Annotated in this window: 24 protein-coding genes; 12 read left to right on the plus strand and 12 right to left on the minus strand. The window is 70.2% G+C overall.

Annotation, left to right across the window (positions count from 1 at the left end):
• Positions 1-46: 46 nt before the first annotated feature.
• The 11 genes from DN051_RS25370 (at position 47) to DN051_RS25420 (ending at position 15567) form a co-directional block, all read left to right on the plus strand.
• Positions 47-2698 (plus strand): valine--tRNA ligase, encoded by a 2652-nt coding sequence (locus tag DN051_RS25370; protein WP_112439567.1) that lies wholly within the window; start codon positions 47-49, stop codon positions 2696-2698.
• Between the two features lie 179 nt (positions 2699-2877).
• Entirely contained in the window at positions 2878-4401 is a 1524-nt protein-coding gene (folC, locus tag DN051_RS25375; protein WP_112439568.1) for a bifunctional tetrahydrofolate synthase/dihydrofolate synthase, read from the plus strand.
• Between the two features lie 5 nt (positions 4402-4406).
• Positions 4407-4760 (plus strand): DUF4233 domain-containing protein, encoded by a 354-nt coding sequence (locus DN051_RS25380; RefSeq protein WP_053761093.1) that lies wholly within the window; start codon positions 4407-4409, stop codon positions 4758-4760.
• A gap of 69 nt (positions 4761-4829) precedes the next feature.
• Positions 4830-5243 (plus strand): nucleoside-diphosphate kinase, encoded by a 414-nt coding sequence (gene ndk, locus DN051_RS25385; protein ID WP_053761092.1) that lies wholly within the window; start codon positions 4830-4832, stop codon positions 5241-5243.
• A 310-nt stretch (positions 5244-5553) separates the two neighbouring features.
• Positions 5554-6573 carry a rod shape-determining protein gene (locus tag DN051_RS25390; protein WP_004001297.1) on the plus strand — a complete coding sequence of 340 codons (1020 nt, stop codon included), beginning with the start codon at positions 5554-5556 and terminating at the stop codon, positions 6571-6573.
• Between the two features lie 164 nt (positions 6574-6737).
• Entirely contained in the window at positions 6738-7700 is a 963-nt protein-coding gene (gene mreC, locus DN051_RS25395; RefSeq protein ID WP_053761091.1) for a rod shape-determining protein MreC, read from the plus strand.
• A gap of 14 nt (positions 7701-7714) precedes the next feature.
• Positions 7715-8392: a rod shape-determining protein MreD gene (gene mreD / locus DN051_RS25400; RefSeq protein ID WP_053761090.1), complete on the plus strand. Its 678-nt coding sequence runs from the start codon at positions 7715-7717 to the stop codon at positions 8390-8392.
• A gap of 139 nt (positions 8393-8531) precedes the next feature.
• On the plus strand, positions 8532-10781 hold the full coding sequence (mrdA, locus tag DN051_RS25405) for a penicillin-binding protein 2 (RefSeq protein WP_053761089.1): 2250 nt from the start codon (positions 8532-8534) through the stop codon (positions 10779-10781).
• Positions 10778-11977, plus strand: coding sequence for a rod shape-determining protein RodA (rodA, locus tag DN051_RS25410; RefSeq protein WP_053761088.1), 1200 nt, complete (start codon positions 10778-10780; stop codon positions 11975-11977). Before mrdA ends, rodA begins: the two co-directional genes overlap by 4 nt.
• Positions 11978-12043: 66 nt before the next feature.
• Positions 12044-13546 carry a CYTH and CHAD domain-containing protein gene (locus tag DN051_RS25415; RefSeq protein WP_112439569.1) on the plus strand — a complete coding sequence of 501 codons (1503 nt, stop codon included), beginning with the start codon at positions 12044-12046 and terminating at the stop codon, positions 13544-13546.
• A gap of 71 nt (positions 13547-13617) precedes the next feature.
• Positions 13618-15567: a TIGR03960 family B12-binding radical SAM protein gene (locus DN051_RS25420; RefSeq protein WP_112439570.1), complete on the plus strand. Its 1950-nt coding sequence runs from the start codon at positions 13618-13620 to the stop codon at positions 15565-15567.
• 212 nt (positions 15568-15779) lie between these two features.
• Here DN051_RS25420 and DN051_RS25425 read toward each other — a convergent pair whose 3' ends face one another.
• From DN051_RS25425 to DN051_RS25480, 12 genes are all read right to left on the minus strand, one after another.
• A complete protein-coding gene (locus tag DN051_RS25425; protein ID WP_112439571.1) occupies positions 15780-16823 on the minus strand; it encodes a hypothetical protein in 1044 nt (347 codons plus the stop codon).
• A 228-nt stretch (positions 16824-17051) separates the two neighbouring features.
• A complete protein-coding gene (locus DN051_RS25430; protein WP_053761084.1) occupies positions 17052-17435 on the minus strand; it encodes a hypothetical protein in 384 nt (127 codons plus the stop codon).
• A gap of 425 nt (positions 17436-17860) precedes the next feature.
• Complete coding sequence (locus DN051_RS25435) at positions 17861-18271, minus strand: gas vesicle protein K (RefSeq protein ID WP_053761083.1); 411 nt, start codon at positions 18269-18271, stop codon at positions 17861-17863.
• The gene (locus DN051_RS25440; RefSeq protein ID WP_234388918.1) at positions 18255-18497 is read right to left on the minus strand and encodes a gas vesicle protein; all 243 of its coding nucleotides are present in this window, start codon (positions 18495-18497) and stop codon (positions 18255-18257) included. The genes DN051_RS25435 and DN051_RS25440 overlap by 17 nt, the downstream gene beginning before the upstream one ends.
• Positions 18494-19300, minus strand: a complete 807-nt coding sequence (locus DN051_RS25445; protein ID WP_112439572.1) for a GvpL/GvpF family gas vesicle protein — start codon at positions 19298-19300, stop codon at positions 18494-18496. Before DN051_RS25445 ends, DN051_RS25440 begins: the two co-directional genes overlap by 4 nt.
• Positions 19301-19304: 4 nt before the next feature.
• A complete protein-coding gene (locus tag DN051_RS25450; protein ID WP_112439573.1) occupies positions 19305-19865 on the minus strand; it encodes a gas vesicle protein in 561 nt (186 codons plus the stop codon).
• A 43-nt stretch (positions 19866-19908) separates the two neighbouring features.
• Positions 19909-21018, minus strand: a complete 1110-nt coding sequence (locus DN051_RS25455; protein WP_112439574.1) for an SRPBCC family protein — start codon at positions 21016-21018, stop codon at positions 19909-19911.
• The gene (locus DN051_RS45155; protein WP_162624982.1) at positions 21011-21562 is read right to left on the minus strand and encodes an ABC transporter substrate-binding protein; all 552 of its coding nucleotides are present in this window, start codon (positions 21560-21562) and stop codon (positions 21011-21013) included. The genes DN051_RS25455 and DN051_RS45155 overlap by 8 nt, the downstream gene beginning before the upstream one ends.
• 31 nt (positions 21563-21593) lie before the next feature.
• The gene (locus tag DN051_RS25465; protein ID WP_053761079.1) at positions 21594-21857 is read right to left on the minus strand and encodes a gas vesicle protein GvpG; all 264 of its coding nucleotides are present in this window, start codon (positions 21855-21857) and stop codon (positions 21594-21596) included.
• A 93-nt stretch (positions 21858-21950) separates the two neighbouring features.
• Complete coding sequence (locus tag DN051_RS25470; protein WP_112439576.1) at positions 21951-22661, minus strand: GvpL/GvpF family gas vesicle protein; 711 nt, start codon at positions 22659-22661, stop codon at positions 21951-21953.
• Between the two features lie 3 nt (positions 22662-22664).
• Positions 22665-23165 carry a gas vesicle structural protein GvpA gene (locus tag DN051_RS25475; protein WP_053761077.1) on the minus strand — a complete coding sequence of 167 codons (501 nt, stop codon included), beginning with the start codon at positions 23163-23165 and terminating at the stop codon, positions 22665-22667.
• Between the two features lie 34 nt (positions 23166-23199).
• Positions 23200-23481, minus strand: coding sequence for a gas vesicle protein GvpO (locus tag DN051_RS25480; protein ID WP_053761076.1), 282 nt, complete (start codon positions 23479-23481; stop codon positions 23200-23202).
• A 130-nt stretch (positions 23482-23611) separates the two neighbouring features.
• Here DN051_RS25480 and DN051_RS25485 point away from each other — a divergent pair, with 130 nt between their 5' ends.
• On the plus strand, positions 23612-24769 hold the full coding sequence (locus DN051_RS25485; protein WP_112439577.1) for a hypothetical protein: 1158 nt from the start codon (positions 23612-23614) through the stop codon (positions 24767-24769).
• Positions 24770-24807 lie beyond the last annotated feature (38 nt).

The raw sequence follows: 24807 nt of genomic DNA on the forward strand, positions 1-24807 counted from the left end.
GCAATCGAGTTTCGGGACCACGCCGTGACACCTCTAAACTGACCCCGTGACCGAGAACACTCAGCAGCAGCCACCAGCGCCCACCACCGAACTGCCGACCCAGTACACGCCGGCCGAGGTAGAGGAGACGCTGTACGAGCGCTGGGTGGAGCGGGGTTACTTCGAGGCGGACGCGAACAGCGACAAGCCGCCGTTCACCGTCGTCATCCCGCCGCCGAACGTCACGGGCAGCCTGCACCTCGGGCACGCCTTCGAGCACACCCTCATCGACGCCCTGACCCGCCGCAAGCGGATGCAGGGGTACGAGACGCTGTGGCAGCCGGGCATGGACCACGCCGGCATCGCCACGCAGAACGTCGTCGAGCGCGAGCTCGCGAAGGAGGGCAAGTCCCGGCACGACCTGGGGCGGGAAGCCTTCGTCGAGCGGGTCTGGCAGTGGAAGGCCGAGTCCGGCGGGCAGATCTCCGGGCAGATGCGGCGACTGGGTGACGGCGTCGCCTGGTCGCGTGAGCGCTTCACGATGGACGAGGGCCTGTCCAAGGCCGTCCAGACCATCTTCAAGCGGCTCTACGACGACGAGCTGATCTACCGCGCCGAGCGCATCATCAACTGGTGCCCCCGCTGCCTGACGGCCATCTCCGACATCGAGGTCGAGTACCAGGACGACGACGGTGAGCTCGTCTCCATGAAGTACGGGGACGGGGACGACACCATCGTCGTCGCCACCACCCGCGCCGAGACGATGCTCGGTGACACGGCCGTCGCCGTCCACCCCGAGGACGAGCGGTACAAGCACCTCGTCGGCAAGCTCATCAAGCTGCCGCTGACCGACCGCTCCATCCCGGTCGTCGCGGACGAGCACGTCGACCCCGAGTTCGGCACGGGTGCCGTCAAGGTCACCCCGGCGCACGACCCGAACGACTTCGAGATCGGCCAGCGGCACGACCTGCCGGCCATCACGGTCATGGACGAGCACGCCGTCATCACCGCCCACGGCCCCTTCCTGGGCCTGGACCGGCTGGAGGCGCGTTCCGCCATCGTCGCCGCGCTGCGCGCCGAGGGCCGGATCGTCGCGGAGAAGCGGCCCTACGTCCACTCCGTCGGCCACTGCTCGCGCTGCAAGACCACCATCGAGCCGCGGCTGTCCATGCAGTGGTGGGTCAAGGTCGGCCCGCTCGCCAAGGCCGCCGGTGACGCGGTCCGCGACGGCAAGGTCGCCATCCACCCGCAGGAGATGGAGAAGCGGTACTTCGACTGGGTCGACAACCTGCACGACTGGTGCATCTCGCGGCAGTTGTGGTGGGGCCACCGGATCCCCGTCTGGTACGGGCCGCAGGGCGAGGTCGTCTGCGTCGGTCCCGACGAGGAGCCGCCGAGCGGCGAGGGCTGGCGGCAGGACTCCGACGTCCTGGACACCTGGTTCTCGTCCGGCCTGTGGCCGTTCTCCACGCTGGGCTGGCCCGAGCAGACCGACTCGCTCGCGAAGTTCTACCCGAACTCCGTCCTGGTCACCGGCTACGACATCCTCTTCTTCTGGGTCGCCCGGATGATGATGTTCGGCCTCTACGCGATGGACGGGACCCCGCCGTTCCACACCATCGCCCTGCACGGCATGGTCCGTGACCAGAACGGCAAGAAGATGTCGAAGTCCTTCGGGAACGTCGTCAACCCGCTGGACTGGATGGACAAGTACGGCAGCGACGCGCTCCGGTTCACCCTGGCCCGGGGCGCCAACCCCGGCGTCGACGTCCCGATCGGCGAGGACTGGGTCCAGGGCTCCCGGAACTTCGCCAACAAGATCTGGAACGCGACCCGCTTCGCGCTGATGAACGGCGCGACGGTGGACGGCCCGCTGCCGGACGCGTCGAGGATGTCCTCGACCGACCGGTGGATCCTGTCCCGGCTGAACTCCGTGGTCGCCGAGGTCGACGCGTACTACGAGGACTACCAGTTCGCGAAGCTGTCCGACGCGCTGTTCCACTTCGCGTGGGACGAGGTCTTCGACTGGTACGTCGAACTGTCCAAGACGACGTTCGCCGCGGGCGGTGAGGCGGCCGAGGTCAGCAAGCGGGTCCTCGGTGAGGTCCTGGACGTCACGCTGCGGCTGCTGCACCCGGTGGTCCCCTTCGTCACGGAGACCCTGTGGACGACGCTGACCGGCGGCGAGTCGGTCGTCGTCGCCGCGTGGCCGAAGGCCGTCTTCGTTCCCGGTGCCGACGCACCGGGCGGGTTCCGGGACGCGGACGCGGAGCGGGAGATCGCGACGCTTCAGTCCGTCATCACCGAGGTGCGGCGCTTCCGGGCGGACCAGGGCCTCCAGCCGGGGCAGCGGGTTCCGGCCCGGCTGAGCCTCGACGGCTCGGCGCTCGCCCCGCACGAGGCGGCGATCCGCTCGCTGCTGCGCCTCCAGCCGGAGGGTGAGGCATTCTCGGCCACCGCGACGCTGCCGGTGGCGGGCGTCGAGGTCGCGCTGGACCTGTCCGGGGTGATCGACGTCGCCGCGGAGCGCAAGCGGCTCGCGAAGGACCTCGCCGCCGCGGAGAAGGAGAAGGCGCAGGCCACGGGCAAGCTGGGGAACGAGGCGTTCCTGTCCAAGGCCCCGGACCACGTCGTGGAGAAGATCCGTACCCGCCTCGCCAAGGCGGACGAGGACATCGCCCGGATCCAGACGCAGCTGGCCAACCTGCCGCAGGCCTGACGGACCGGACGCGGGTGCGGGCCCCCGGTCGCCCTCGGGGCGGCGGGGGGCCCGCACGTGCGTCCGCCCGCCCCTCCAGGGGTGCGGGGCGAACGCCGGGCGGCCCCGGGCGACCTGTGGCCCGGCGACCGGACGAGCCACCCGCGACCTTTGTCGGTGCCGCTCCGTAGACTGGCCTCGTGAGTGAGCTCCCCCCGCACGACGACAGCGAGCAGCCCGACCCCGTCGACAGCGACTTCGACGAGATCATCGCGGCCGAGACCGAGCGTGACCCGGATCTGGCCGTGATCGAGGCCGGCAGCCGGACCCTGCGCACCCAGGGCGGGCCGCCCGAGGCCGACGTGCCGGCGCGGCCGGAGGACCCCGAGGTCGACAAGGCGCTGCGGGAGGTCGAGGCGGAGCTCGCGACCCGCTGGGGCGAGACCAAGCTGGAGCCGTCCGTGTCGCGGATCGCCGCGCTGATGGACGTGCTCGGCGAGCCGCAGCGCTCGTATCCGTCGATCCACATCACCGGGACCAACGGCAAGACGTCCACCGCCCGCATGATCGAGGTCCTGCTCGGCTCGTTCGAGCTGCGCACCGGGCGGTACACGTCGCCCCACGTGCAGTCGATCACCGAGCGGATCAGCCTCGACGGGGCGCCGATCTCCGCGGAGCGGTTCGTCGAGACGTACCGGGACATCAAGCCCTACGTCGAGATGGTCGACGCCCAGCAGGAGTTCCGGCTGTCCTTCTTCGAGGTGCTGACCGGCATGGCCTACGCCGCCTTCGCCGACGCGCCGGCCGATGTCGCCGTCGTGGAGGTGGGCATGGGCGGCAGCTGGGACGCGACCAATGTGATCGACGGGGACGTCGCCGTGGTGACCCCGATCGACCTCGACCACACCGACCGGCTCGGCGCCACGCCCGGGGAGATCGCCACCGAGAAGGCCGGCATCATCAAGCCGGACTCGACCGTGATCATGGCGCAGCAGCCGGTGGACGCGGCGCAGGTGCTGCTGAAGAAGGCCGTCGAGGTCGACGCGACCGTGGCCCGGGAGGGCCTGGAGTTCGGGGTCGTGGACCGGCAGGTGGCCGTCGGCGGACAGCTCGTCACGCTGCGCGGACTCGGCGGTGAGTACCCCGAGGTGTACCTGCCGCTGCACGGCGCCCACCAGGCGCACAACGCCGCGGTGGCGCTCGCCGCCGTCGAGGCCTTCTTCGGAGTGGGCGCCCAGCGGGCCGAGCCCCTCGACGTCGACACCGTGCGCAAGGCGTTCGCCGCCGTCTCCTCGCCCGGCCGGATGGAGGTCGTGCGGCGGTCGCCGACCGTCGTCCTGGACGCCGCGCACAACCCGGCGGGCGCCCGTGCCGCGGCGGCGTCGATCGGGGAGGCCTTCCAGTTCAACCGGCTCATCGGGGTCGTCGGCGCGAGCGCCGACAAGAACGTCCGGGGGCTGCTCGAGGCCTTCGAGCCGGTCTTCGCCGAGGTCGTCGTCACCCGCAACTCCAGCCATCGCGCGATGGACGCCGACGAACTGGCGGCGATCGCCGTCGAGGTGTTCGGCGAGGAGCGCGTCCAGGTCGAGCCGAGGCTGCCGGACGCGCTGGAGGCGGCGATCACCCTGGCCGAGGAGGAGGGCGGGTTCGCCGGTGCCGGCGTGCTCGTGACCGGCTCCGTCATCACCGTCGGCGAGGCCCGACTGCTCCTTGGGAGGGGCTGACTCTCGTGCGTACGCTCTGTGCTTCGACCCTGATCGGCGAGTTCTTCATCATCGGATTCGCCGGCCTGGTCGCGATGAAGGACCCGGACCTGTCGACGTCGACGGTCTGGACGGTCAGCGGCATCGCGATGTTCCTGTGCCTGGTGCTGTGCGGCGTGGTCACCCGGCCCGGCGGCATCGGCCTCGGCTGGGCCCTCCAGATCGGCCTGCTCGCCTCCGGTTTCGTCGTCCCGACGATGTTCTTCATGGGGGCGATGTTCACTGCGCTGTGGTGGGCATCGGTGCACTACGGCAGGAAGATCGACGAGGCCAAGGCCAGATTCGCGGCGCAGGCCGGGGCGCCGGCTGACGCTGCGTGACAGGGGCCTTGATCCGCCCTGTAGCCTCATCTCCACTTCGCACACCCTTTCCTCAGAAGGAGCTCTCTCGTGACCCAGCGGACCCTCGTCCTGCTCAAGCCCGACGCCGTCCGTCGTGGCCTGACCGGCGAGATCATCAGCCGTATCGAGCGCAAGGCCGGCTGGCGGATCACCGCGCTCGAACTGCGCACCCTGGAGCAGGAGACGCTGGAGCAGCACTACGGCGAGCACAAGGGCAAGCCCTTCTACGAGCCGCTGGTGGAGTTCATGGCCTCGGGCCCGGTCGTGGCGATGATCGTCGAGGGCGAGCGGGTCATCGAGGGTCTGCGCGCGCTGGCCGGTCCGACCGACCCGATCGCCGCCGCCCCCGGTTCCATCCGCGGTGACTACGGCGTCATCGTCCGCGAGAACCTGATCCACGCCTCCGACTCCGAGGAGTCCGCCGAGCGCGAGGTGAAGATCTTCTTTCCCGGCCGGGGCTGAAAAGCGGAACGAGTTCACCGAGGGCCCTTCTGAGGGACCGTCACCTCATTCACCCGCCTGACCTGGGACGGCCACGCATTTCGGGCCGTCCCCCGGCATATCCGTGCCGATCGGGGGAACGAGTGCCCCCGATGGCCCGTCTCTGCAAGCGAGGCGGCGCGCCATCTGATGACAATGGCGAAGACCCTCGCGCGATGTGCGGGAAGGCGCGTCTACGATGGAAGCCTTCACGTCACAGCACCCACTTCGCCGACCTGAAAAGCCCTCAAAAGCTCCCAGGAAGGCCAGACGAATCCTGATGGGGAACTCAATGTCGTTCATCGGCCGTGACATGGCTGTCGACCTCGGGACCGCCAACACGCTGGTGTACGTCAGGGGTCGCGGGATCGTACTCAACGAACCGTCCGTCGTCGCGATCAACACGAACACCGGTGGCATCCTCGCGGTCGGCGCGGAAGCGAAGAAGATGATCGGGCGGACCCCCGGCAACATCGTCGCGGTGCGTCCGCTGAAGGACGGCGTGATCGCCGACTTCGAGATCACCGAGCGGATGCTCCGCTACTTCATTCTGAAGATCCACAAGCGGCGGTATCTGGCTCGTCCGCGGGTCGTCGTCTGTGTGCCCTCGGGCATCACGGGCGTCGAGCGTCGTGCCGTCATCGAGGCGTCGTCCCAGGCCGGCGCCCGCCAGGTGCACATCATCGAGGAGCCGATGGCGGCCGCCATCGGCTCCGGTCTGCCGGTCCACGAGGCCACCGGCAACATGGTGGTGGACATCGGCGGCGGCACGACCGAGGTCGCGGTCATCTCGCTGGGCGGCATCGTCACCGCCCAGTCCATCCGCGTCGCGGGCGACGAGCTGGACAACGCGATCATCCAGCACATCAAGAAGGAGTACAGCCTTCTGCTGGGTGAGCGGACGGCCGAGCAGATCAAGATCACGATCGGTTCGGCGTACGACCTCGACTCCGACGAGCACACCGAAATCCGCGGCCGGGACCTCGTCTCCGGGCTGCCCAAGACCGTCGTCATCTCGGCCGCCGAGGTCCGCAAGGCGATCGAGGAGCCCGTCAACGCGATCGTGGACGCGGTGAAGACGACCCTGGACAAGTGCCCGCCGGAGCTGTCCGGCGACATCATGGACCGCGGCATCGTGCTGACCGGCGGCGGCGCACTGCTGCGCGGCCTCGACGAGCGGCTGCGCCGCGAGACCGGCATGCCCATCCATATCGCCGAGGACCCGCTGGACAGCGTGGCGCTCGGTTCCGGAAAATGCGTCGAGGAGTTCGAGGCGCTCCAGCAGGTCCTGGACGCCCAGCCGCGCAGATGACGTAACTCTTCGATTCCGCCGTACGAGACGCCCCCCTCTCGTACGGCGGATCGTTGATATCGAGGCATAAGCTGCCACAAAACAGCCCGCTGGTTTCCCTTGGGAATCCTGTCGGGCTCACCCGATTTCCCGGATTCCTACGAGGAAGGGCACGGCCGCCGCACGTGAGGGACACACGAGAGAGCCGGCTGCTCCTGGTTCTGCTGATCGCCATCGCGTTCGCACTGATCACGGTGGACATCCGCGGCGGGGAGGACTCACCGGTCGACGGTGCCCGGCAGGCCGCGGCCACGGTCTTCGGCCCGATCGAGAACGGGGTGTCCCACGCGGTCGACCCCGTCGGCAACGCGATCGCGGCGATCCGCGATTCCGGCGAGCGGCACGACCGGATCGCCGAGTTGGAGCGGCAGAACGCGACCCTGAAGGCGAAGCTCGGCAGCGACGACCGCAACCGCAGCCGGCTCAGGCAACTCGACAAGATGCTGAAGGTGGCCGGCGCCGGCCAGTACGGCATCAAGGGCGCCGAGGTCATCGCCATAGGCGCCGCCCAGGGCTTCTCCTGGACCATCACCATCGACGTCGGCGCCGACGACGGCATCCGGCGCGACATGACCGTCCTCAACGGCGACGGACTCGTCGGCCGCGTGACCACCGTCGGCCCGAACACCGCGACCGTACTGCTCGCCAACGACCCCGACTTCACCGTCGGTACCCGGATGGAGGGCGGCGACGAACTCGGCTTCGCCTCCGGGCAGGGCGACCGTCCGCTGCGCGTCGAACTCCTCAACGGCAAGGCCCAGATCAAGAAGGGCGACCGGCTGGTGACCTTCGGCTCGCAGGCCGACAAACCGTTCGTGCCCGGAGTGCCGGTGGGTGTCGTCGCCCGAGTCGACCCCTCCGGCGGGGACCTGACCCGCACCCTGTACGTCACGCCGTACGTCAGCTTCACCAAGCTCGACGTGGTCGGCGTCGTCGTCCAGGCGCCCGCGAAGGATCCGCGTGACATGGTGCTGCCGGCCAAGCCCAGGCCGACGCCGACGCCGACCGTGACGGTGACGGTGACTCCGGGCGCGGAGGACTCCCAGGCCCCGGCCGACGGGCAGTTCCAGCAAGAGGAAGAACAGTAGGGGGAGCCGAACTCATGCGTTTCAACAGGATCCTGCTGTCCTCCACCCTGGTCGTCGTCGCCCTGGTGCTCCAGGTGAGCGTCCTCGCCCGGCTGCACCTGCCGGGCGCCGTCCCCGACGTGCTGCTGCTGACCGTGCTGGGCCTCGCCCTGGTCTACGGCCATGTCGGCGGCGCCCTCATCGGCTTCGGCGCCGGACTCCTCGCCGACCTCGCCCCGCCCGCCGACCACGCCGCCGGCCGCTACGCGCTGGTGCTGTGCGTCATCGGTTACCTCGCGGGTCTGGTCAAGCCGGAGAACGGCCAGCTGAAGTCGGCGACCGGCCCGATGGCCGTGGTGGTCGCCGCCGCCGTCGGCAGCACCATGCTGTACGCCGGTGTCGGCGCCCTCGTCGGCGACACCGCCGCCCGCCATGTCGGCCTGCCCGGACTGCTGTTCACGGCCGCCGTCTACGACCTGCTGCTCGCCCCCTTCGTGGTCCCCGGGATCATGGCGCTGGCCCGGCGCGCGGAGAACGATCCGCTGGAGTCGAGCTCGGTGTCGAAGGCGACCGACATCTCCTCCGGCTGGCTCTCCTCCGGCACCGGTCTGCGCATCGGCGGACAGCGCGGCGGACTGGGCGGCCTCAAGGTGAAGGCGGCCAGAGCGCGGGTGGCCCGCGCCGGCCGCATCAAGGGGGTCAAGCGGCTGTGACGGCAGGGGAGTCGGTGACCACCGGGGCTCACAGCTTCGTCGCATATCACTGGTACACGTACTGAGAGGGGGAGGCAGCCGCAGTGACCGATGCCCACCCGTCTCCCACCACCACACTTCCGAGGAATGGGCTTCGCCCATGACCAATATTCCGGAGACCGGCCGGACCCCTCGGGTCCAGACCCGGCTCGTCATCATCCAAGTCCTCGTGCTCTCCCTGCTCGCCACCCTCGGCGGCCGGCTCTGGTACCTCCAGATCCGCGAAGGCGAGGCCTACGCCAAGGAAGCCTCCGGCAACCACGTCCAGCAGGTCGTCCAGCCCGCCGTGCGCGGCTCGATCCTGGACGCGCGCGGTGTGCCGCTCGCCGACAACGAGACCCGGCTGGTGGTGTCGGCCTCCCGCACCGAGCTGCTGAAGATGAAGGACGACGGCGAGGCCGTCCTGACCAAGCTCGCCGCGGTGCTGCGGATGGAGCCCGAGGAGGTCAGGGCGAAGGTACGGCTGTGCGACGCCGAGACGCCGCAGCCCTGCTGGAACGGCTCGCCCTACCAGCCGATCCCCATCACCGACGAGGCCACCGCGCGGCAGGCCCTGCAGATCCGCGAGCGCGCCGAGGACTTCCCCGGCATCACCGCCGAGCCGCAGGCCGTCCGCCGCTATCCGGGTCCGGGCGTGGCCAACACCGCGCAGGTGCTCGGCTATCTCTCCCCGGTCACCGACGTCGAGATCCAGAAGGCCCAGAACAGCGAGTCGCCCTACCTGCGCTCCGACCAGGTCGGCCGCAGCGGACTGGAGCGGCAGTACGACCAGGAACTGCGCGGCAAGGCCGGTGTCACCCGCTACGAGGTCGACAACCTCGGCCGGGTCATCGGACAGGCCGAGTCCGACGCGGCCCAGCCCGGATCCAACCTGGTCACCAGCATCGACGCCCGGGTGCAGCGGGTCGCCGAGTTCGAGCTGAACGAGGCGATGAAGGCCGCCCGCAAGGAGTGGGACCGCAACACGAACGAGCGCTACAAGGCCGACGCGGGCGCGGTCGTGGTGATGGAGGCCAGGACCGGCCGGGTGGTCGCCATGGCGTCCAACCCGACGTACGACCCGAACGCCTGGGTCGGCGGCATCTCCGCCAAGGACTACCAGCGGCTCACCGGCAAGTCCTCCAACTATCCGCTGCTCAACCGGGCCATACAGGGTCAGGCCGCACCCGGCTCGATCTTCAAGGTGGTCTCCACGGCCGCCGCGGTCCAGGCGGGTTACGACTTCAACGGCGGCTACGAGTGCTCCAGCTCGTACTCCGTCGGCGGTCAGGTCTTCAAGAACTTCGAGTCCCAGAACCACGGCGCGATCGACCTCGGCCGCGCCCTGGAGGTCTCCTGCGACACCGTCTACTACCGGCTCGCGCACAGCGAATGGCAGCGGGACGGCGGCATCAACCCCAAGGGCAAGCCGAAGGACCACTTCTTCAAGGCCGCCCACCAGTTCGGCCTCGGCAAGGAGACCGGCATCGACCTGCCCAACGAGGTCACCGGCCGGGTCCCCGACCGCGAGTGGAAGCAGCGGTACTGGAAGGCCAACAAGGACGCCTGGTGCAAGACCGGCAAGAAGAACGGCGACTACGTCGAGCGGATCGCGTACGAGAACTGCCTCGAAGGCAACAAGATGCGCGCCGGTGACGAGATCAACTACTCCATCGGCCAGGGCGACACCCTGGTGACCCCGATCCAGATGGCGACGATCTACGCGGCCATCGCCAACGGCGGCACCCTGTACGCCCCGACCGTCGGCAAGGCGATCGTCAGCGCCGACGGCCGGCAGGTCTCGGAGATCAAGCCCGAGTCGCACGGCAAGCTGCCGGTCAACCGGCAGACGCTGTCGCAGATGGACAAGGCGCTGGAGGGCGTCGCCACCCGCGGTACGGCCGCGTGGCGGTTCGGCGGCTGGCCGCAGGACAAGATCCCGATGCACGCCAAGACCGGTACCGCCGAGGTCTACGGCAAGCAGACCACCTCGTGGTTCGCCACCTACACCGACGACTACGCGATCGTCATGACGATCTCCCAGGGCGGTACCGGCTCCGGCGCCTCGGGCCCGGCCGTGCGCAACCTCTACGACGCCCTGTACGGCATCTCCGACGACGGCACGATCACCAAGAAGAACGCCCTGCTGCCCACCCCGCAGAAGGCCCTGCCGAAGATCCGCCCCGACGGTTCGATCGTCGCGCCGAAGATCTCCAAGGATCCGGCGAAGGAGCAGCAGGCCAGCCAGAAGGCACCGCAGGAGTCCCAGGGTCCGGTGGACCCGGCGGCGACCGCCTCGACGCCGACCACGGGCAATCGGAACACGCGCAGGCGGCAGCGCCGCGGGGGACGCCGGAGGATGCACACATGACGGGCGCGAACAGCTTCCAGGTCTCCGGGTACGGGCCCGAGCGCGCCGGCTGGACGCGGCTGTTCGCCCGTGACGCGCTGTCCAGGCGGCTCGACTGGCCGATACTGCTGGCCGCCCTGGCACTGTCGCTGATGGGCGCGATCCTGGTGTTCTCCGCGACCCGCAACCGCACCGAGATCAACCAGGGCGACCCGTACTTCTTCCTGGTCCGGCACCTGCTGAACACCGGCATCGGCTTCGCGCTGATGATCGGCACGGTCTGGCTCGGCCACCGGACCCTGCGCACCGCGGTGCCGCTGCTGTACGGCGCCTCGGTCTTCCTGGTGCTGATGGTGCTCACCCCGCTGGGGACCACGGTCAACGGAGCCCACTCGTGGATCGTGCTGGGCGCCGGCTTCTCCTTGCAGCCGTCGGAGTTCGTGAAGGTCACGATCATCCTCGGCATGGCGATGCTGCTGGCCGCTCGGGTGGACGCGGGCGACAAGCCGTACCCGGACCACCGCACGGTCCTCCAGGCGCTGGGCCTGGCCGTCGTACCGATGCTGATCGTGATGCTGATGCCGGACCTCGGTTCGGTCATGGTCATGGCGGTGATCGTGCTGGGCGTGCTGCTCGCGTCCGGCGCCTCGAACCGGTGGGTCTTCGGACTGCTGGGCGCCGGCACCCTCGGCGCGATCGCCGTCTGGCAGCTGCACATCCTGGACGACTACCAGATCAACCGCTTCGCGGCCTTCGCCAACCCCGAACTCGACCCCGCGGGCGTCGGCTACAACACCAACCAGGCGCGCATCGCCATCGGCTCGGGCGGACTGACCGGGTCGGGCCTCTTCCAGGGCTCCCAGACCACCGGGCAGTTCGTGCCGGAGCAGCAGACCGACTTCGTCTTCACGGTGGCCGGCGAGGAGCTCGGCTTCCTCGGCGGCGGGCTGATCATCCTGCTGACCGGCGTGGTGCTGTGGCGGGCCTGCCGGATCGCGCTCGACTCCACCGAGCTGTACGGCACCGTCGTCGCGGCCGGGATCGTGGCCTGGTTCGCCTTCCAGGCTTTCGAGAACATCGGTATGACGCTCGGCATCATGCCGGTCACCGGACTGCCGCTGCCGTTCGTCTCCTACGGCGGCTCATCGATGTTCGCGGTATGGGTCGCGGTCGGCCTGTTGCAGTCCATCCGGGTGCAGCGCCCCTTGTCCGCGTGAGGTTTCTGCCGAATCAACCCGAGATTCACCCTGCCGTCGTGCCCAGGTCGCCAGTAGATTCAGTTCATGGCGGATACGAAGCGTGAGATCGAGCGCAAGTACGAGTCGGACGACGGCGGGCTGCCCGACCTGACCGGCGTCGCCGGGGTGGCGTCGGTCGTCGACAAGGGCGTCGTCGAACTGGACGCCACCTACTACGACACCCCCGACGAACGCCTGACCGCGGCCTCGATCACCCTGCGCCGCCGCACCGGCGGCGCCGACGCCGGCTGGCATCTGAAGTTCCCGGTCGCCACCGGGGTGCGCGACGAGATCCAGGTGCCGCTGTCCGACAAGGTGCCCGGCGCCCTGGCCGCGCTCGTCCGCTCCCGGATCCGCGAGGTCGCACTGCAGCCCGTGGTGCGCCTGCGCACCAACCGGAGCGTGCACGACCTCCTCGACGCCGAGGGGCTGCCGCTCGCCGAGGTCGCCGTCGACGCCGTACGGGCCGAGCGGCTGACCGCGGGCGACGGCAAGGCGGAGTGGACCGAGATCGAGGTGGAGCTCGCCGACGGCCGCGAACCCGCGCTCCTCGACAAGATCGACAAGCGGCTCCGCAAGGCCGGCGTGCGGGCCTCCGCCTCGCCGTCCAAGCTGGCCCGTGCCCTGGAGGAGACGGGCGGCGGGAAGCGGCGCCGCACGAAGGACCGGGCCGCGCCCGTCACCGCCGGTGATCATGTGCTGGCCTATGTGCGCGCCCAGCGGGACACGATCGTCGAGCTCGACCCGGCCGTGCGCCGGGACGTGGAGGACTCCGTGCACCGCATGCGGGTCGCCACCCGGCGGATGCGCAGCACCTTCAAGTCGTACCGCCAGGTCCTCGACCGGTCCGTCACCGACCCGATCGGCGAGGAACTGAAGTGGCTGGCCGGGGAGCTGGGCGTCGGCCGGGACCAGGAGGTGCTCGCCGAGCGGATCACCGGCATCGTCGGGGAACTGCCGCGCGACCTGGTCGTCGGACCCGTCCGGGGCAGGCTGCGCAACTGGTCGCAGTCCCGGCACGGCGACTCCCGGCGCCGGATCATCGAGGTCCTGGACGGCCCGCGCCACCTGGCCCTGCTCGCCTCGCTGGACGCCCTGCTCGCCGACCCGCCGCTGCGCGCGGCCGCCGCCGGGAAGCCCGAGAAGGTGCTCGCCAAGGCCGTGACCAAGAGCTTCGACGTGGTCTCCGGCCTGGTCGAGGAGGGACTGCGCGCGGCACCGGGGCACGAGCGCGACGTGGCGCTGCACGAGGCCCGCAAGAAGACCAAGCGGGCCCGCTACGCGGCCGAGGCGGCCACTCCCGCCCTCGGCGGGCCGGCGTCCGCCATGGTCGGCTCGATGAAGCAGCTCCAGAATCTGCTGGGCGAGCACCAGGACAGTGTGATGAGCCGACAGGCCCTCAAGGAGCTGGCCGAGCAGGCGCACGCGGCCGGGGAGAGCTCGTTCACCTACGGCGTGCTGCACGGCCGCGAGGAGCGGCGGGCCGCCACGGCCGAGGAGGAACTGCCGGGTGCGTGGAACGGGATGAAGGGCGGTACGGGGATCTGAGCGTACGAAGGGGCTCCCGGACCGCGTTAGGCTTGATGGTCACCCCTGTCGGCACACGCGAAAGTCCCAGAATGTCTGTCGAGTCAGCTGAGTCGGTGTTTCCGCAGCTCGAAGCCCTGCTCCCGCATGTGCAGAAGCCGATCCAGTACGTCGGTGGAGAGCTCAATTCCACCGTCAAGGACTGGGACGCCAGCGATGTCCGCTGGGCGCTCATGTACCCCGACGCCTACGAGGTGGGCCTGCCCAACCAGGGCGTCATGATCCTCTACGAGGTGCTCAACGAGCGTGAGGGAGTCCTGGCCGAGCGGACCTACAGCGTGTGGCCGGACCTGGAGGCGCTGATGCGGGAGCACGGCGTCCCGCAGTTCACCGTGGACAGCCACCGCCCGGTGAAGGCCTTCGACGTGTTCGGCCTCAGCTTCTCCACGGAGCTGGGCTACACCAACATGCTGACGGCGCTGGACCTCGCCGGCATTCCGCTGCGGGCCGCGGACCGGACCGTCGACGACCCGATCGTCATGGCCGGCGGCCACGCGGCCTTCAACCCCGAGCCGATCGCCGACTTCATCGACTGCGCGGTGATCGGCGACGGCGAGCAGGCCGTGCTGGAGGTCACCGACATCGTCCGCGCCTGGAAGGCCGAGGGCCGGCCGGGCGGCCGCGAGGAACTGCTGTTCCGGCTGGCGCGGACCGGCGGGGTGTACGTGCCGGGCTTCTACGACGTCGAGTACCTCCCCGACGGCCGGATCGGCCGGGTCGTACCCAACCGGTCGGGCGTGCCGTGGCGGGTGTCCAAGCACACCGTGATGGACCTCGACGAGTGGCCGTACCCCAAGCAGCCCCTGGTGCCGCTGGCCGAGACCGTCCACGAGCGCATGTCGGTGGAGATCTTCCGCGGCTGCACCCGCGGCTGCCGCTTCTGCCAGGCCGGCATGATCACCCGCCCGGTGCGTGAGCGTTCCATCACCGGCATCGGCGAGATGGTCGACAAGGGGCTGAAGGCGACCGGCTTCGAGGAGGTCGGCCTGCTGTCGCTGTCCTCGGCGGACCACAGCGAGATCGGCGACGTCGCCAAGGGCCTCGCGGACCGCTACACGGAGGACAAGATCGGTCTGTCCCTCCCGTCGACCCGTGTGGACGCCTTCAACATCGACCTCGCCAACGAGCTGACCCGCAACGGCCGCCGCTCCGGTCTGACCTTCGCCCCCGAGGGCGGCAGCGAGCGCATCCGCAAGGTCATCAACAAGATGGTCTCGGAGGACGACCTGATCCGGACCGTCGCCACGGCGTACGGCAACGGCTGGCGGCAGGTGAAGCTGTACTTCATGTGCGGTCTGCCGACGGAGACCGACGACGACGTCCTCCAGATCGCCGACATGGCGACCCGCGTCATCCAGAAGGGCCGGGAGGTCTCCGGCGCCAACGACATCCGGTGCACGGTGTCGATCGGCGGCTTCGTGCCCAAGCCCCACACCCCGTTCCAGTGGGCCCCGCAGCTGTCCGCGCAGGAGACCGACGCCCGGCTGGAGAAGCTCCGCGACAAGATCCGCGGCGACAAGAAGTACGGCCGCTCCATCGGCTTCCGCTACCACGACGGCAAGCCGGGCATCGTCGAGGGCCTGCTCTCCCGCGGCGACCGCAGGATCGGCGCGGTCATCCGCGCGGTCTACGAGGACGGCGGCCGTTTCGACGGCTGGCGCGAGCACTTCTCCTACGACCGCTGGATGAACTGCGCGGAGAAGGCGCTGGCCCCCTTCGGCGTCGACGTCGACTGGTACACGACGCGCGAGCGGACGTACGAGGAGGTCCTGCCCTGGGACCACCTGGACTCGGGCCTGGACAAGGACTGGCTCTGGGAGGACTGGCAGGACGCCCTCGACGAGACCGAGGTCGAGGACTGCCGGTGGACGCCGTGCTTCGACTGCGGGGTGTGCCCGGCCATGGATACGCAGATCCAGGTTGGCCCGACCGGAAAGAAGCTGCTGCCGCTGACGGTCAAGAAGCCCGCTCCGACCGGCTGAGACGGGGACGGGGGTGGGTGCGTCCAGAACGTCGCCGGCACCCCCCGTGGGCCCGCCGAGGGGCCTCTCCGAGCTGGAGGGGTCCTGACCCCGTCGGCTGCCTGAGAGAGGCTCCATGAACTTCTGAGCCCCCTCCTCGACCGGGAGGGGGCTCGGTCGTGTCCGGATCGGCCCGTCGGCCGCAGCGGGATGCCGGCCGGGCCGTGCGGGGGTCAGCGTTTCCAGTCGTCGGCGAGGGCGATGGCAGCCAGTTGTCCGGTGGTGAGCGCGGGGGCCGGGCGGTTTACCGGCAGACCGAAAGCGGCGGTGTTGAGGGTGCCGACGTGAATGCGGAGCCCGTCGGGGTGGAGGATGTCGGCTTCCCATTGGAATTCGCCCTTGTTGCCGCTCGGCGAGGGCGTCTTCCGGGTGACGAAGCGGGATCCGTCCGGACGGGTGGCGGCGTTCGCGAAGGCCTTCCGCATTTCGACGCTGTCAGGTTTCCAGCGCTGCACGGTGACCTCGATCAGGGACTCTCCCTTTCCGTCGTCGACGGTGAGCGAGGCGTAGCCCTTCGGGGAGCCGGATTCCCTCGCGGTCCGCAACGAAGTGGGCAGCAGATTCTTCAAGGTCGACTGGATCCGGGCTTTTTCCAGTACGGGGGTGACCCGGCCGTTCGCGGGTTCTCGGGCCGGTGGCGGTGAACCGGGCAGCACCTCGATGACGGCTTTCCATGCCTGCGCGGTCACGATGTCGGTGAGCTGACCGACAGAGAGCGGCGGGTCGATCCGAGTGCCGTCGGCGGCCGTGCCCTTTTCCGGGCTCCAGGCCACCGCGTGTACCTGTTCCCCGTCGCGGGTGGTCATTTCGGCGTACCAGCGTCGGGGGCTGGTCGGGTCCGTGGCTACCTCGTAGCCTTTGGACATCACCAGCCGTGAGCCGTCCGCCAGTGTCGTGTCCGTGCACTGCTCGTAGGGATAGTGGGCGAGAACCAGGCATCCCACTTCCGACACCGGGCCGGGCAGTCGGCCGACGGACAGAGCCACCCTGCCGAATCCTCGGCCTTCGTCGTACTGGATTTCCGCTGACGCCCCCGTCTCGGAGCGGGTTCCGGTACCTCGCGCCTGCCGGGTGGCGCCGGGAGGCAGCGTGTCCTTCAACAGTTCGGCCATGCGGTCCCCCGGCACCTGCGTCGCCTGCGCCGGCTGACGGTCCACCAGGGCCACGGCGCCGATGCCCGCCGCGGCCAGGCCCAGGATCGTCAGGGTCACCGTCACGGGACGGCGGCGTGGTCTCCCCGGGCCTGTGGGCCGCGGGCCGGACGGGGAAAGCCTTCCGGCTCCCCGGTGACGGGTCGGGGGCGTTGTCTGCTCGGTCACAACTCGTTCGCCGTTCTCTGTGGACAGAAGGCTTTGCCGGCAAGGGTGGGGGCCGGGGGGCCGGCCGCGTGGCCGGCCCCCCGCCCGCGCCGTGTCAGCCGCGCCGGCTACGCGGCCGACAGGTGACTAGCAACCCGCCTTGGCCTTGGTGAGGCCGAGCTGCGGGGTGAAGGGATTGCCCACGTAGCCCCACGAGTTGTTGCCCCAGAAGCAGTAGGAACGACTGCCGTCACTGCTGGCGCCGCGGAAGGCCGTGCTGGTGTAGTTGGACACCGAGTTGTGCGCGTAGCCGCGGTAGAGGGTCTTGTAGTTGGTCTCCCACGTGTAGACCCGCGAACCCGTGCCGCTGTAATTGACGCCCGTCCAGAACTGGATGTAGTCGATGGCGGCGGTCCCAGGACGGTGGGCGTCATCGCTTCCCGAAGCGTTGGCGGTGGCCGTCGTGCTCATGGAGATGCTCAGTGCGGCCGCTGTGACGCCGAGGGCGGTGAGCGTCTTCTTGAAGTTCATCTTTTCTCCTTCGGTGGCGACGTGCGGTGGCGGGCTTTTCGCGGAGTCACCCGTCCATCGACGTCCCAATTATTGGATGGCGTATACAACTATTACGCCGTGTCAGGTTCCGACAGATCCGCGATCCGCGTCGCGGTCAGATCCGTTGCGGGCTCCGATGCGGGGATGTGTCCGGGGGTGCGTGAACTCTGCGCATCGCCAGACCGTCCTCTCCGTCAAATCCCTGAAACGGTGACCGTGTTGGTCACTCGCCATGAAGACACCCACCGCCGGTCCCTTGTGACAGCCCACAGATGAGACGTGACGCACACCGAATGCGGCGGCGCGTCGGCTTTTGCCCACGCGGCCGTATGTGTAAGGGCGTTCAGAAAATCCCTGGAGAACGGCCGCCGCCCGTGATTCCGACGCCCCGTCAGAAGCCGGAGTCAGGGCGGTGGCAGGAGGGTGCCCAGCGGGCCCAGGTCGAGGTTGAGGTCCTCCATGGAGAGGCCGTAACGGCGGCACAGCTCCGTCATCCGGTCATGGAGGACCATCAGCGTCAGGCCCAGCCGCTCCTCCTGCTCCTCGGTGAGGCCGCCCTGGTCGACGCGGTGCAGCGCCTGGCGCTCCATCAACTGGCGCAGCAGCTCCACGACGGTCAGCACCAGCTTGAGCAGATCGCGCTCCACCGTCTCCGGATCGGTGCGCAGACGGCGGGCGGCGCCGCTCCCGCCGTCCGGCCCCAGGGGCGGGGGCATCTCGTCCGGGCGGGCCGGCAGCAGCGCGAACGCGCGCCGCGCGGCATCGGCCACCTCGTCCAGGCGGCCGGCGGGCGGGCGGTCAGCGGGACCGGTCATGACGGACGTCGTCCTCGATCAGTGTCGGAACGGGCGGCAGCGCGTCGAACTGCTGCTCCTGCACGGCGACGATCACCGCGCGCAGCGAGACCCTCACCAGGTCGATGTCCGCGACGGACAGGACGATGTCGCCGGTCAGCACCACACCGCCGCTCAGCAGCCGGTCGAGCAGGTCGATCAGCGCGATCTGGCGCTGGGCGAGCGGCGGGTCGTCGTACACGGTCACCGCTGCCGCGCTCCTTCCGGCGCCCCGGGTGCCGGTGCCTCGGCGAACGAGTACGGCACCCACGGACCGGTCACCTCCACCCGCACTCCGTCGAGCCCGTCCGCGGCGTGCAGCGCCCGGTCCTGGAACTCCTCGGCGCGCCGGCGGGGGACGAGATAGGCGTCGTTGGCGACGTTCTCGCCGGAGCCGGCCGCCAGCGGGCCCTGCTGGGGCCGGTGCCGGGCGTGCGCCACGGCGATGCCGGCCACCTGGTCCTCGACGCGGCGCACCGCCTCGGCGGCCGACGACCAGGCGTCCTCCCGGGCCCGGCGCTGGTGGCGGCGACGGCGCAGGTACGCGCGGCCGGGGTCGGGCTCCTCGGCCGGGGGGTCGGGCGACGGCGGCGCGGTCCCGGTGGTGTCGGCGTAGACCTTCACGCCCCATTCGACGTGGTCCGCGAGCCGGTCGAGGAGCGCGCCGAGGGACGGCTCCCGCTCGCCGAGCATGTCACCGACCCGGTCGTCGTCCAGATACACCGTGGCCAGTCGCAGCGGAAGCACCGTGGTGTACGCGCCCAGGGTCTCCACGATGAGGTGGTGGGCGCGGGCCACGGACTCCAGCCAGTCCAGGTCCTCCAGATGCGCCTTGAGGGCGTCCTCGGAGAAGTCCGATCCGGACACCGGGCTGACCGCCGCCGCGACCTCGCCGCGGTGGACCAGGGCGACGGGCGCGTCCGCGACACCCCGGAGGCCGTGGAGGGCGTCGCGTTCCAGCGACGGCACGGGCCGTACGACGGCGTACGCATAACTGAGCTGGTCGTCCATGGGTTCACCTCCGGCGGTCGTCGTCGCGGTCGTCGTCCTCTGCCTCGGTGTCCTCGTGCCTGTCGTCGTGTCCGTCGTCGTGTCGGTCGGCGGACCTTGCGGCGGACCTCCCGGCGGACCTGTCCTCCGGCCGGCGCTTCCTGCGGCGTGGCTCGGCGGCCGGCTCCCGCTCCGGTTCACGACGGCTGCGGCGACCGCCGGAGGAGGCGGTCGGCAGTTCGGCCTCGGGCTCCGGCACCCGCCTGCGCAGTTCTTCGACCTCGGCGCGCAGCCGGGCGTTCTGCTCCGCCAGGTCGTGCGACCCGTCGGCCCGGGACGACAGGGAGGGGTCGCGCTCCCACCAGTCGATGCCGATCTCCCTGGCCTTGTCCACGGACGCGACCAGCAGGCGGATCCTGATGGTGAGCAGCTCGATGTCGAGCAGGTCGATCTTGATGTCGCCGACGATGACGATGCCCTTGTCCAGGACGCGTTCGAGTATGTCGGCGAGGTTCGCGCTCGACGACTGGCCGTACGGCTGCAGCGTCCGCGCCGGCGGGGGGCCGGCGGATCGGGGCTGGTTCACGGCATCCTCGACCTCGTTCCTGGGGGCGGCTGAGCGCCGTCACCTACCGGCGGCGGCGACGGGGCCGGTCGTCGGCGGGTTCGTCCCCGCGGCGCTCCTCGGGCGTCCCGTCCTCTTCGTCTTCGTCCTCTTCGTCTTCGTCCTCGGTTTCCTCGTCCTCGTCCTCGAACTCGTCCTCCGCGTCGTCGTCCCGGTCGTCGTAGCCGTCCTCGGGCCGCTCGTCGCGCTCGTCGTCCGCGTCCTCCGCGCGGGTCTCGCGGTCCTCGTCCTCGGCGTCCTCGTCCGGTTCGCTGACCACCTCGCCCTCGCGGATCTCCCCGCGCCAGCCGCCGGTGGCCTCGCCGCGCATCATCACGAACTTGCGGAAGAGTTTGAGATCGAGACGGGTACGGCGGCCCTGCGCCCTGACCAGGCCTCCGGTCTTCTCGATGATCCCCTTGGGGTAGTACTCGAGGACGAGCAGCACCTTGGTGAGGTTCTCGCCCAAGGGGTGGAAGGTGACCACACCCTTGGTGGTCCCCTTGGCCCCCTCGGAGGTCCAGGCGATCCGCTCGTCGGGCACCTGCTCGATGATGGTCCCGGTGAACGCCCGGCTCGCTTTGGCGATCTTGACCTGCCACTGGGTCCTGGTCTCGTCCTGCTGCTCGACGTCGACCACGCCCTTGGTCATGCTGCTGAACTCCGTGAACTGCGTCCACTGGTCGTACGCGTCGCGCACCGGAACGCCCACGTCGATGTCCTCGATGATGGTGAGGCTCTTGGCCCCGCTGCCGGACGAGGGCCCGTGCCTCATCCCGGTGACGTCCTTGACCTTCTCCGTCACGGCGTCCTTGGCGTGCACGGCGGTGTCCTTGGCGTGCGTGGCGGTGTCCCTCGCGTGCGTGGCGGTCGCCTTGACGCTCTCCTTGGCGTGGGACGCGGTCTGCCCGCCCAGCTTGCCGCCCTTGCCGACAGCGTGGACGAGTCGGCCGGGCCCGAGGTGGGCGGAGCCGAGCCGGTGCGCCGCGTCGCCCATCTTGTGGCCGACACCCGTCAGCATGTGTTCGAGCCGGGCCTCGGCGTACGTGCCCAGTTCCTCGACCAGCCGGTTGGTGGGGGCCTTCTTCGCGTCGCCGGCCGTCGACTTGCGATCCTTGGTTCCGGTGTCAGCCATCGTCCGACCTCCTCGCCGGCTCGCTCCTGTGCGACCTCGACGTGCCGGCGGCGGCGCGGGCCGATCCGGCCGGCCTGCGGGCCCCGGCCGAAGGCTTGCTCTGCGACCTGGAGCCGTGTGCCGTCTTCCTGGCCGTCTCGCGCGGCTCCTCCTCGCGGTCCTCCTCCTCGCGGTCCTCGCTCCGGGCGTCGTCGCGTTCCTCGTCGCCGCGTTCCTCGTCCTCGCGCTCCGCGCGCGGTTCCTTCTTGCCGGGCTTGTCGGGCCCCGCCTGCAGACCGAGCGTGCGCTCGTGCAGGGAGTCGGCCAGGTGCTCGGCCTTGGCGCTCAGCAGGGAGGTCGCCGCGGCCTTGCTCGCACCCGTCAGCTCGGTGCCGACCTGACGGCCGAGGTTGCCGAGCACGGGCGAGAGGGACTTGGCGAGATCGCCGGTGTTGATCCGCCGGGCGGCCAGCCCCAGGGCCAGGCCCAGGGCGACCTTCGCCTTCTTCCTGCGGCCCAGTACGTAGCCGCCGATGACGGCACATCCGATCTTGGCGTTGTTCATGATGCCGTTCTCCTCGCCCGCATGCCGCCGTTCACAGCCGACCCGACCGGGCCCGCCCGAGCTGATAGACCCTGATCTCCTCCAACCGCTCCAGCAGTTCCTGCTCGCGCAGCGCGAACTGCTCCTCGTCGACCCGGCCCTCGTTCCGCGCCCGTTCCAGGTCGGACAGCGCCGCCCGGACGGGAGCCGGGTCGTAGGCCTCCTGCTCGGCCGCCTCTATGAGCTTGTCGAGCACCCAGCCCACGCCCCGTACGGGCGCGAGGGGCAGCGCGATCACTTCGAAGACCAGTCCCACGATTCCTCCTCGTACCGTTCGTCGTGTCCTTCGTTCGTGCCGTTGGTCGTGCTGTTCGTCTGTGCCGTTGGCCGTGCCGTTCGTCCCTGTCCGTCAGGCGAAGCTGTACGGCGGCAGCGGGCCGCCCACCCGCACTTCGACCCCCTCGGGCAGCCCGTCGGACAGCTCCCGGCAGGCCCGGGTGAACTCCTCGGCCCGCTCGCGGTCCACGAGGTACGAGGCGTTGACGAAGTACTGCTGGGAAGCCGGCGACAGGCTCTCCGCGACGGCGAGCGGACGCAGCGCCGCGACCACCTGCCCGGCGAGCAGGTCCTGGCGGTTCTGCACCTCCTGCGCGAGGAGCTGACCGAGTTCGAGCCGCTCCTCGTAGGTGCCGCCGCCCGTGCGGGTCGCCTCGTTCAGCTCACGCACCCGCTCGGACTCCTCGACGATGTCCCGCAGGACCGTGTCCTCGTCCTGCACACCCTTGACGTTGAACTCCTCGCGGTCGGTCAGTTCGGCCAGCCGCTGCGCGAACTGATCGGCACCCTGGTCCAGCACGGCGCGTACGGCGTCCTCGTCCCCGGCGACGAATCCGAAGCTCAGCGGCAGCGAGGCACCGTCGCCCCACAGCCGCTCCTGCACCGCCTGGTGCGCCTCCAGATCCCGGCGGGCGACCGACACCTCGTCCGGGGCGTCGCTGACGACGGCGCACAACGAGCCGCTGCGCACCGCCCGCACGTCGGACCGCAACCCGACCCCCTTGAGGTCGTCGAGTCGCAAGGGGTGCGAGGTGCCGGTGATGGCATACACGTAAAGCGACATCGTTCACTCCTCGCGGTCCCTCGACGAACGGCGTTCCGAGCGGCGCTCACCGCGCTCCCGCCTGCCGCGCCCGGTGCGCTCGGCGCTTTCGGGCTCCTCCAGCTCCTCCGGCTCCTCCAGTTCCTCGGGCTCCTCCGGCTCCTCGTCCCGGCCCTTCTGGAGGGAGTCCGTGAAGGCCTCGACGGCGCCGGACAGAGCGCCCTTGGTCTTGCCCTTGGCGCCCCCTTCGGTGACCCGCTCCATCACGTCCGGGAGCTGCGCCGGAGCCTTGCGGCCCGATTCCAGGTCCAGCCGGTTGCACGCCTCGGCGAAGCGCAGATACGTGTCGACGCTCGCCACGACGATCCGTGCGTCCACCTTGAGCAGTTCGATGCCGACGAGGGACACCCGGACGAAGGCGTCGATCACCAGACCACGGTCCAGGATCAGCTCCAGCACGTCGTAGAGGTTCCCGGAACCCTGGCTGGGGGCGGGTGCGGCTCCACCGCCCGGTGTCACAGTCACGATGTCTTCCCTTCACGAGGAAGTTCGGGCCACGTCAGCGGCCGCGGTCCGTCTGGGCGCGGGTGTAGCGCCGCCCGCGTTCGTAGGCCAGCAGGTGGCCGTCCGCGTCGAGGACGACTTCGTAGCTGGCCATCACACTCGTGGTCTCGGGGATGCGCTCCAGCTCCACCACCTCGACCTGGGCCTCCCAGCCCTCGTCCGTCGGCTTCAGCGCGGAAACGGATTCCGGAGGCCGTCCCAGGAGTTCGGTGAGCTGTTCGGAGGCCTGACGCATGGCCTCGGTGGCCGACACGCGCTTCCGGTCGCCGTTCGTGATCGTTCACCTTCTCGGACGTACTGTCATCAAATTCTCAAATCACCGAGTCACCCAAAAAGTCGGGATTTATCTTCAAGACGCAGGGGATTTCGAACGGATCCGGATCGGGCCTCCCGGCGTCTCTCCAGGTATGAATCCGCAAAAGCCGACCGCGGGACCGCAGCCCGTGCCGCAGTCGACCGAGGGGTGCCTCGCCGTGGCGATCCGCGTTCCGGTGCGGATCGTCGTGCTCGTGCTCGTCCTTCCCGTCCGCCTGGCGTGGGACGGCCTCGTCGTCGCCGGGCGCTTCCTGAACGACACGGTGCTCAGGCCGGCCGGGCGGGCGCTGCTGTGGCTGGGCCGGGCGGTGTTCGTCCGGCCGTTCGTGGGGCTGTGGCGGTACGTCGCCGTGCCCGTCGGCCACGGTCTCGGCCGGCTCGGGCATGTGCTCCTCGTGGTGCCGTGGGGCCTGCTGTACCGGCACGCGCTGACACCGATCGGGCACGCGATCGGCTGGGCGGCACGCGGAATCGGAGCCGGCCTCGCCCGGTTCGCGCACGGGACCGGCGCCGCGCTGGCCTGGGTCCACGCGCGTGTGCTGACGCCGATCGGGCACGGGACCGCGTGGCTGCTGACGGGCGTCGCAGCCGTGCTCGCCGTCATCGGGACCGGGGTGTGCGCCGCCGGTGCCCGGCTGGCGCGCCACCTGGTCGTCGTCCCCGCCGTGTGGCTGTACGCGTGGGTCCTCGCCCCGGCCGGACGGGGGATCGCCCGGTGCGCGAAGGGACTGGTGCGGGTGCTGGCCGCGATCGGCACCGGGATCGGCGCGGTCCTGTACTGGACCGCCCGGATCCTGCTCGTCCTGCCCGCGCAGGCGCTGTGGCGCTTCGTCCTGGTGCCGCTCGGGCGCGGGCTCGCCGTCGTCGGGCGCGAGACCGGTGCGGCCCTCGGACACGCCTGGCGGGTCGCGGGGCACATCTCCCGCACCGTCGGGCGCTTCCTCGCGACCCTCTTCCGGTGGATCTTCGTGGACCCCGCCCGATGGACCTACCGCACCGTGCTGACGCCCGTCGGACACGTCGTACGGGACACGGTCCTGCGGCCCGCCGCCGAGGCCGCGCGCGGGGTGGGACGGGCGACCCGGCAGGCGCTGGCCTCGGCCCGGGAATCCGTACGGCAGGCGCGCGCCGACTTCCGGCGGATGATCCTCGGCGATCCACGGCAGCCGTCGCCGGTGGCCCGGCGGGAACCGGCGGGCGCCGACACACGTACTCTTGGTAGCAGCAGAACCGCTCTCACGAAGGACTGAACGACACTGGGCAAGCGACAGCCCGAAGGCCCGCCGCC

This window comes from Streptomyces cadmiisoli (assembly GCF_003261055.1).
Taxonomy (GTDB): Bacteria; Actinomycetota; Actinomycetes; order Streptomycetales; family Streptomycetaceae; genus Streptomyces; species Streptomyces cadmiisoli.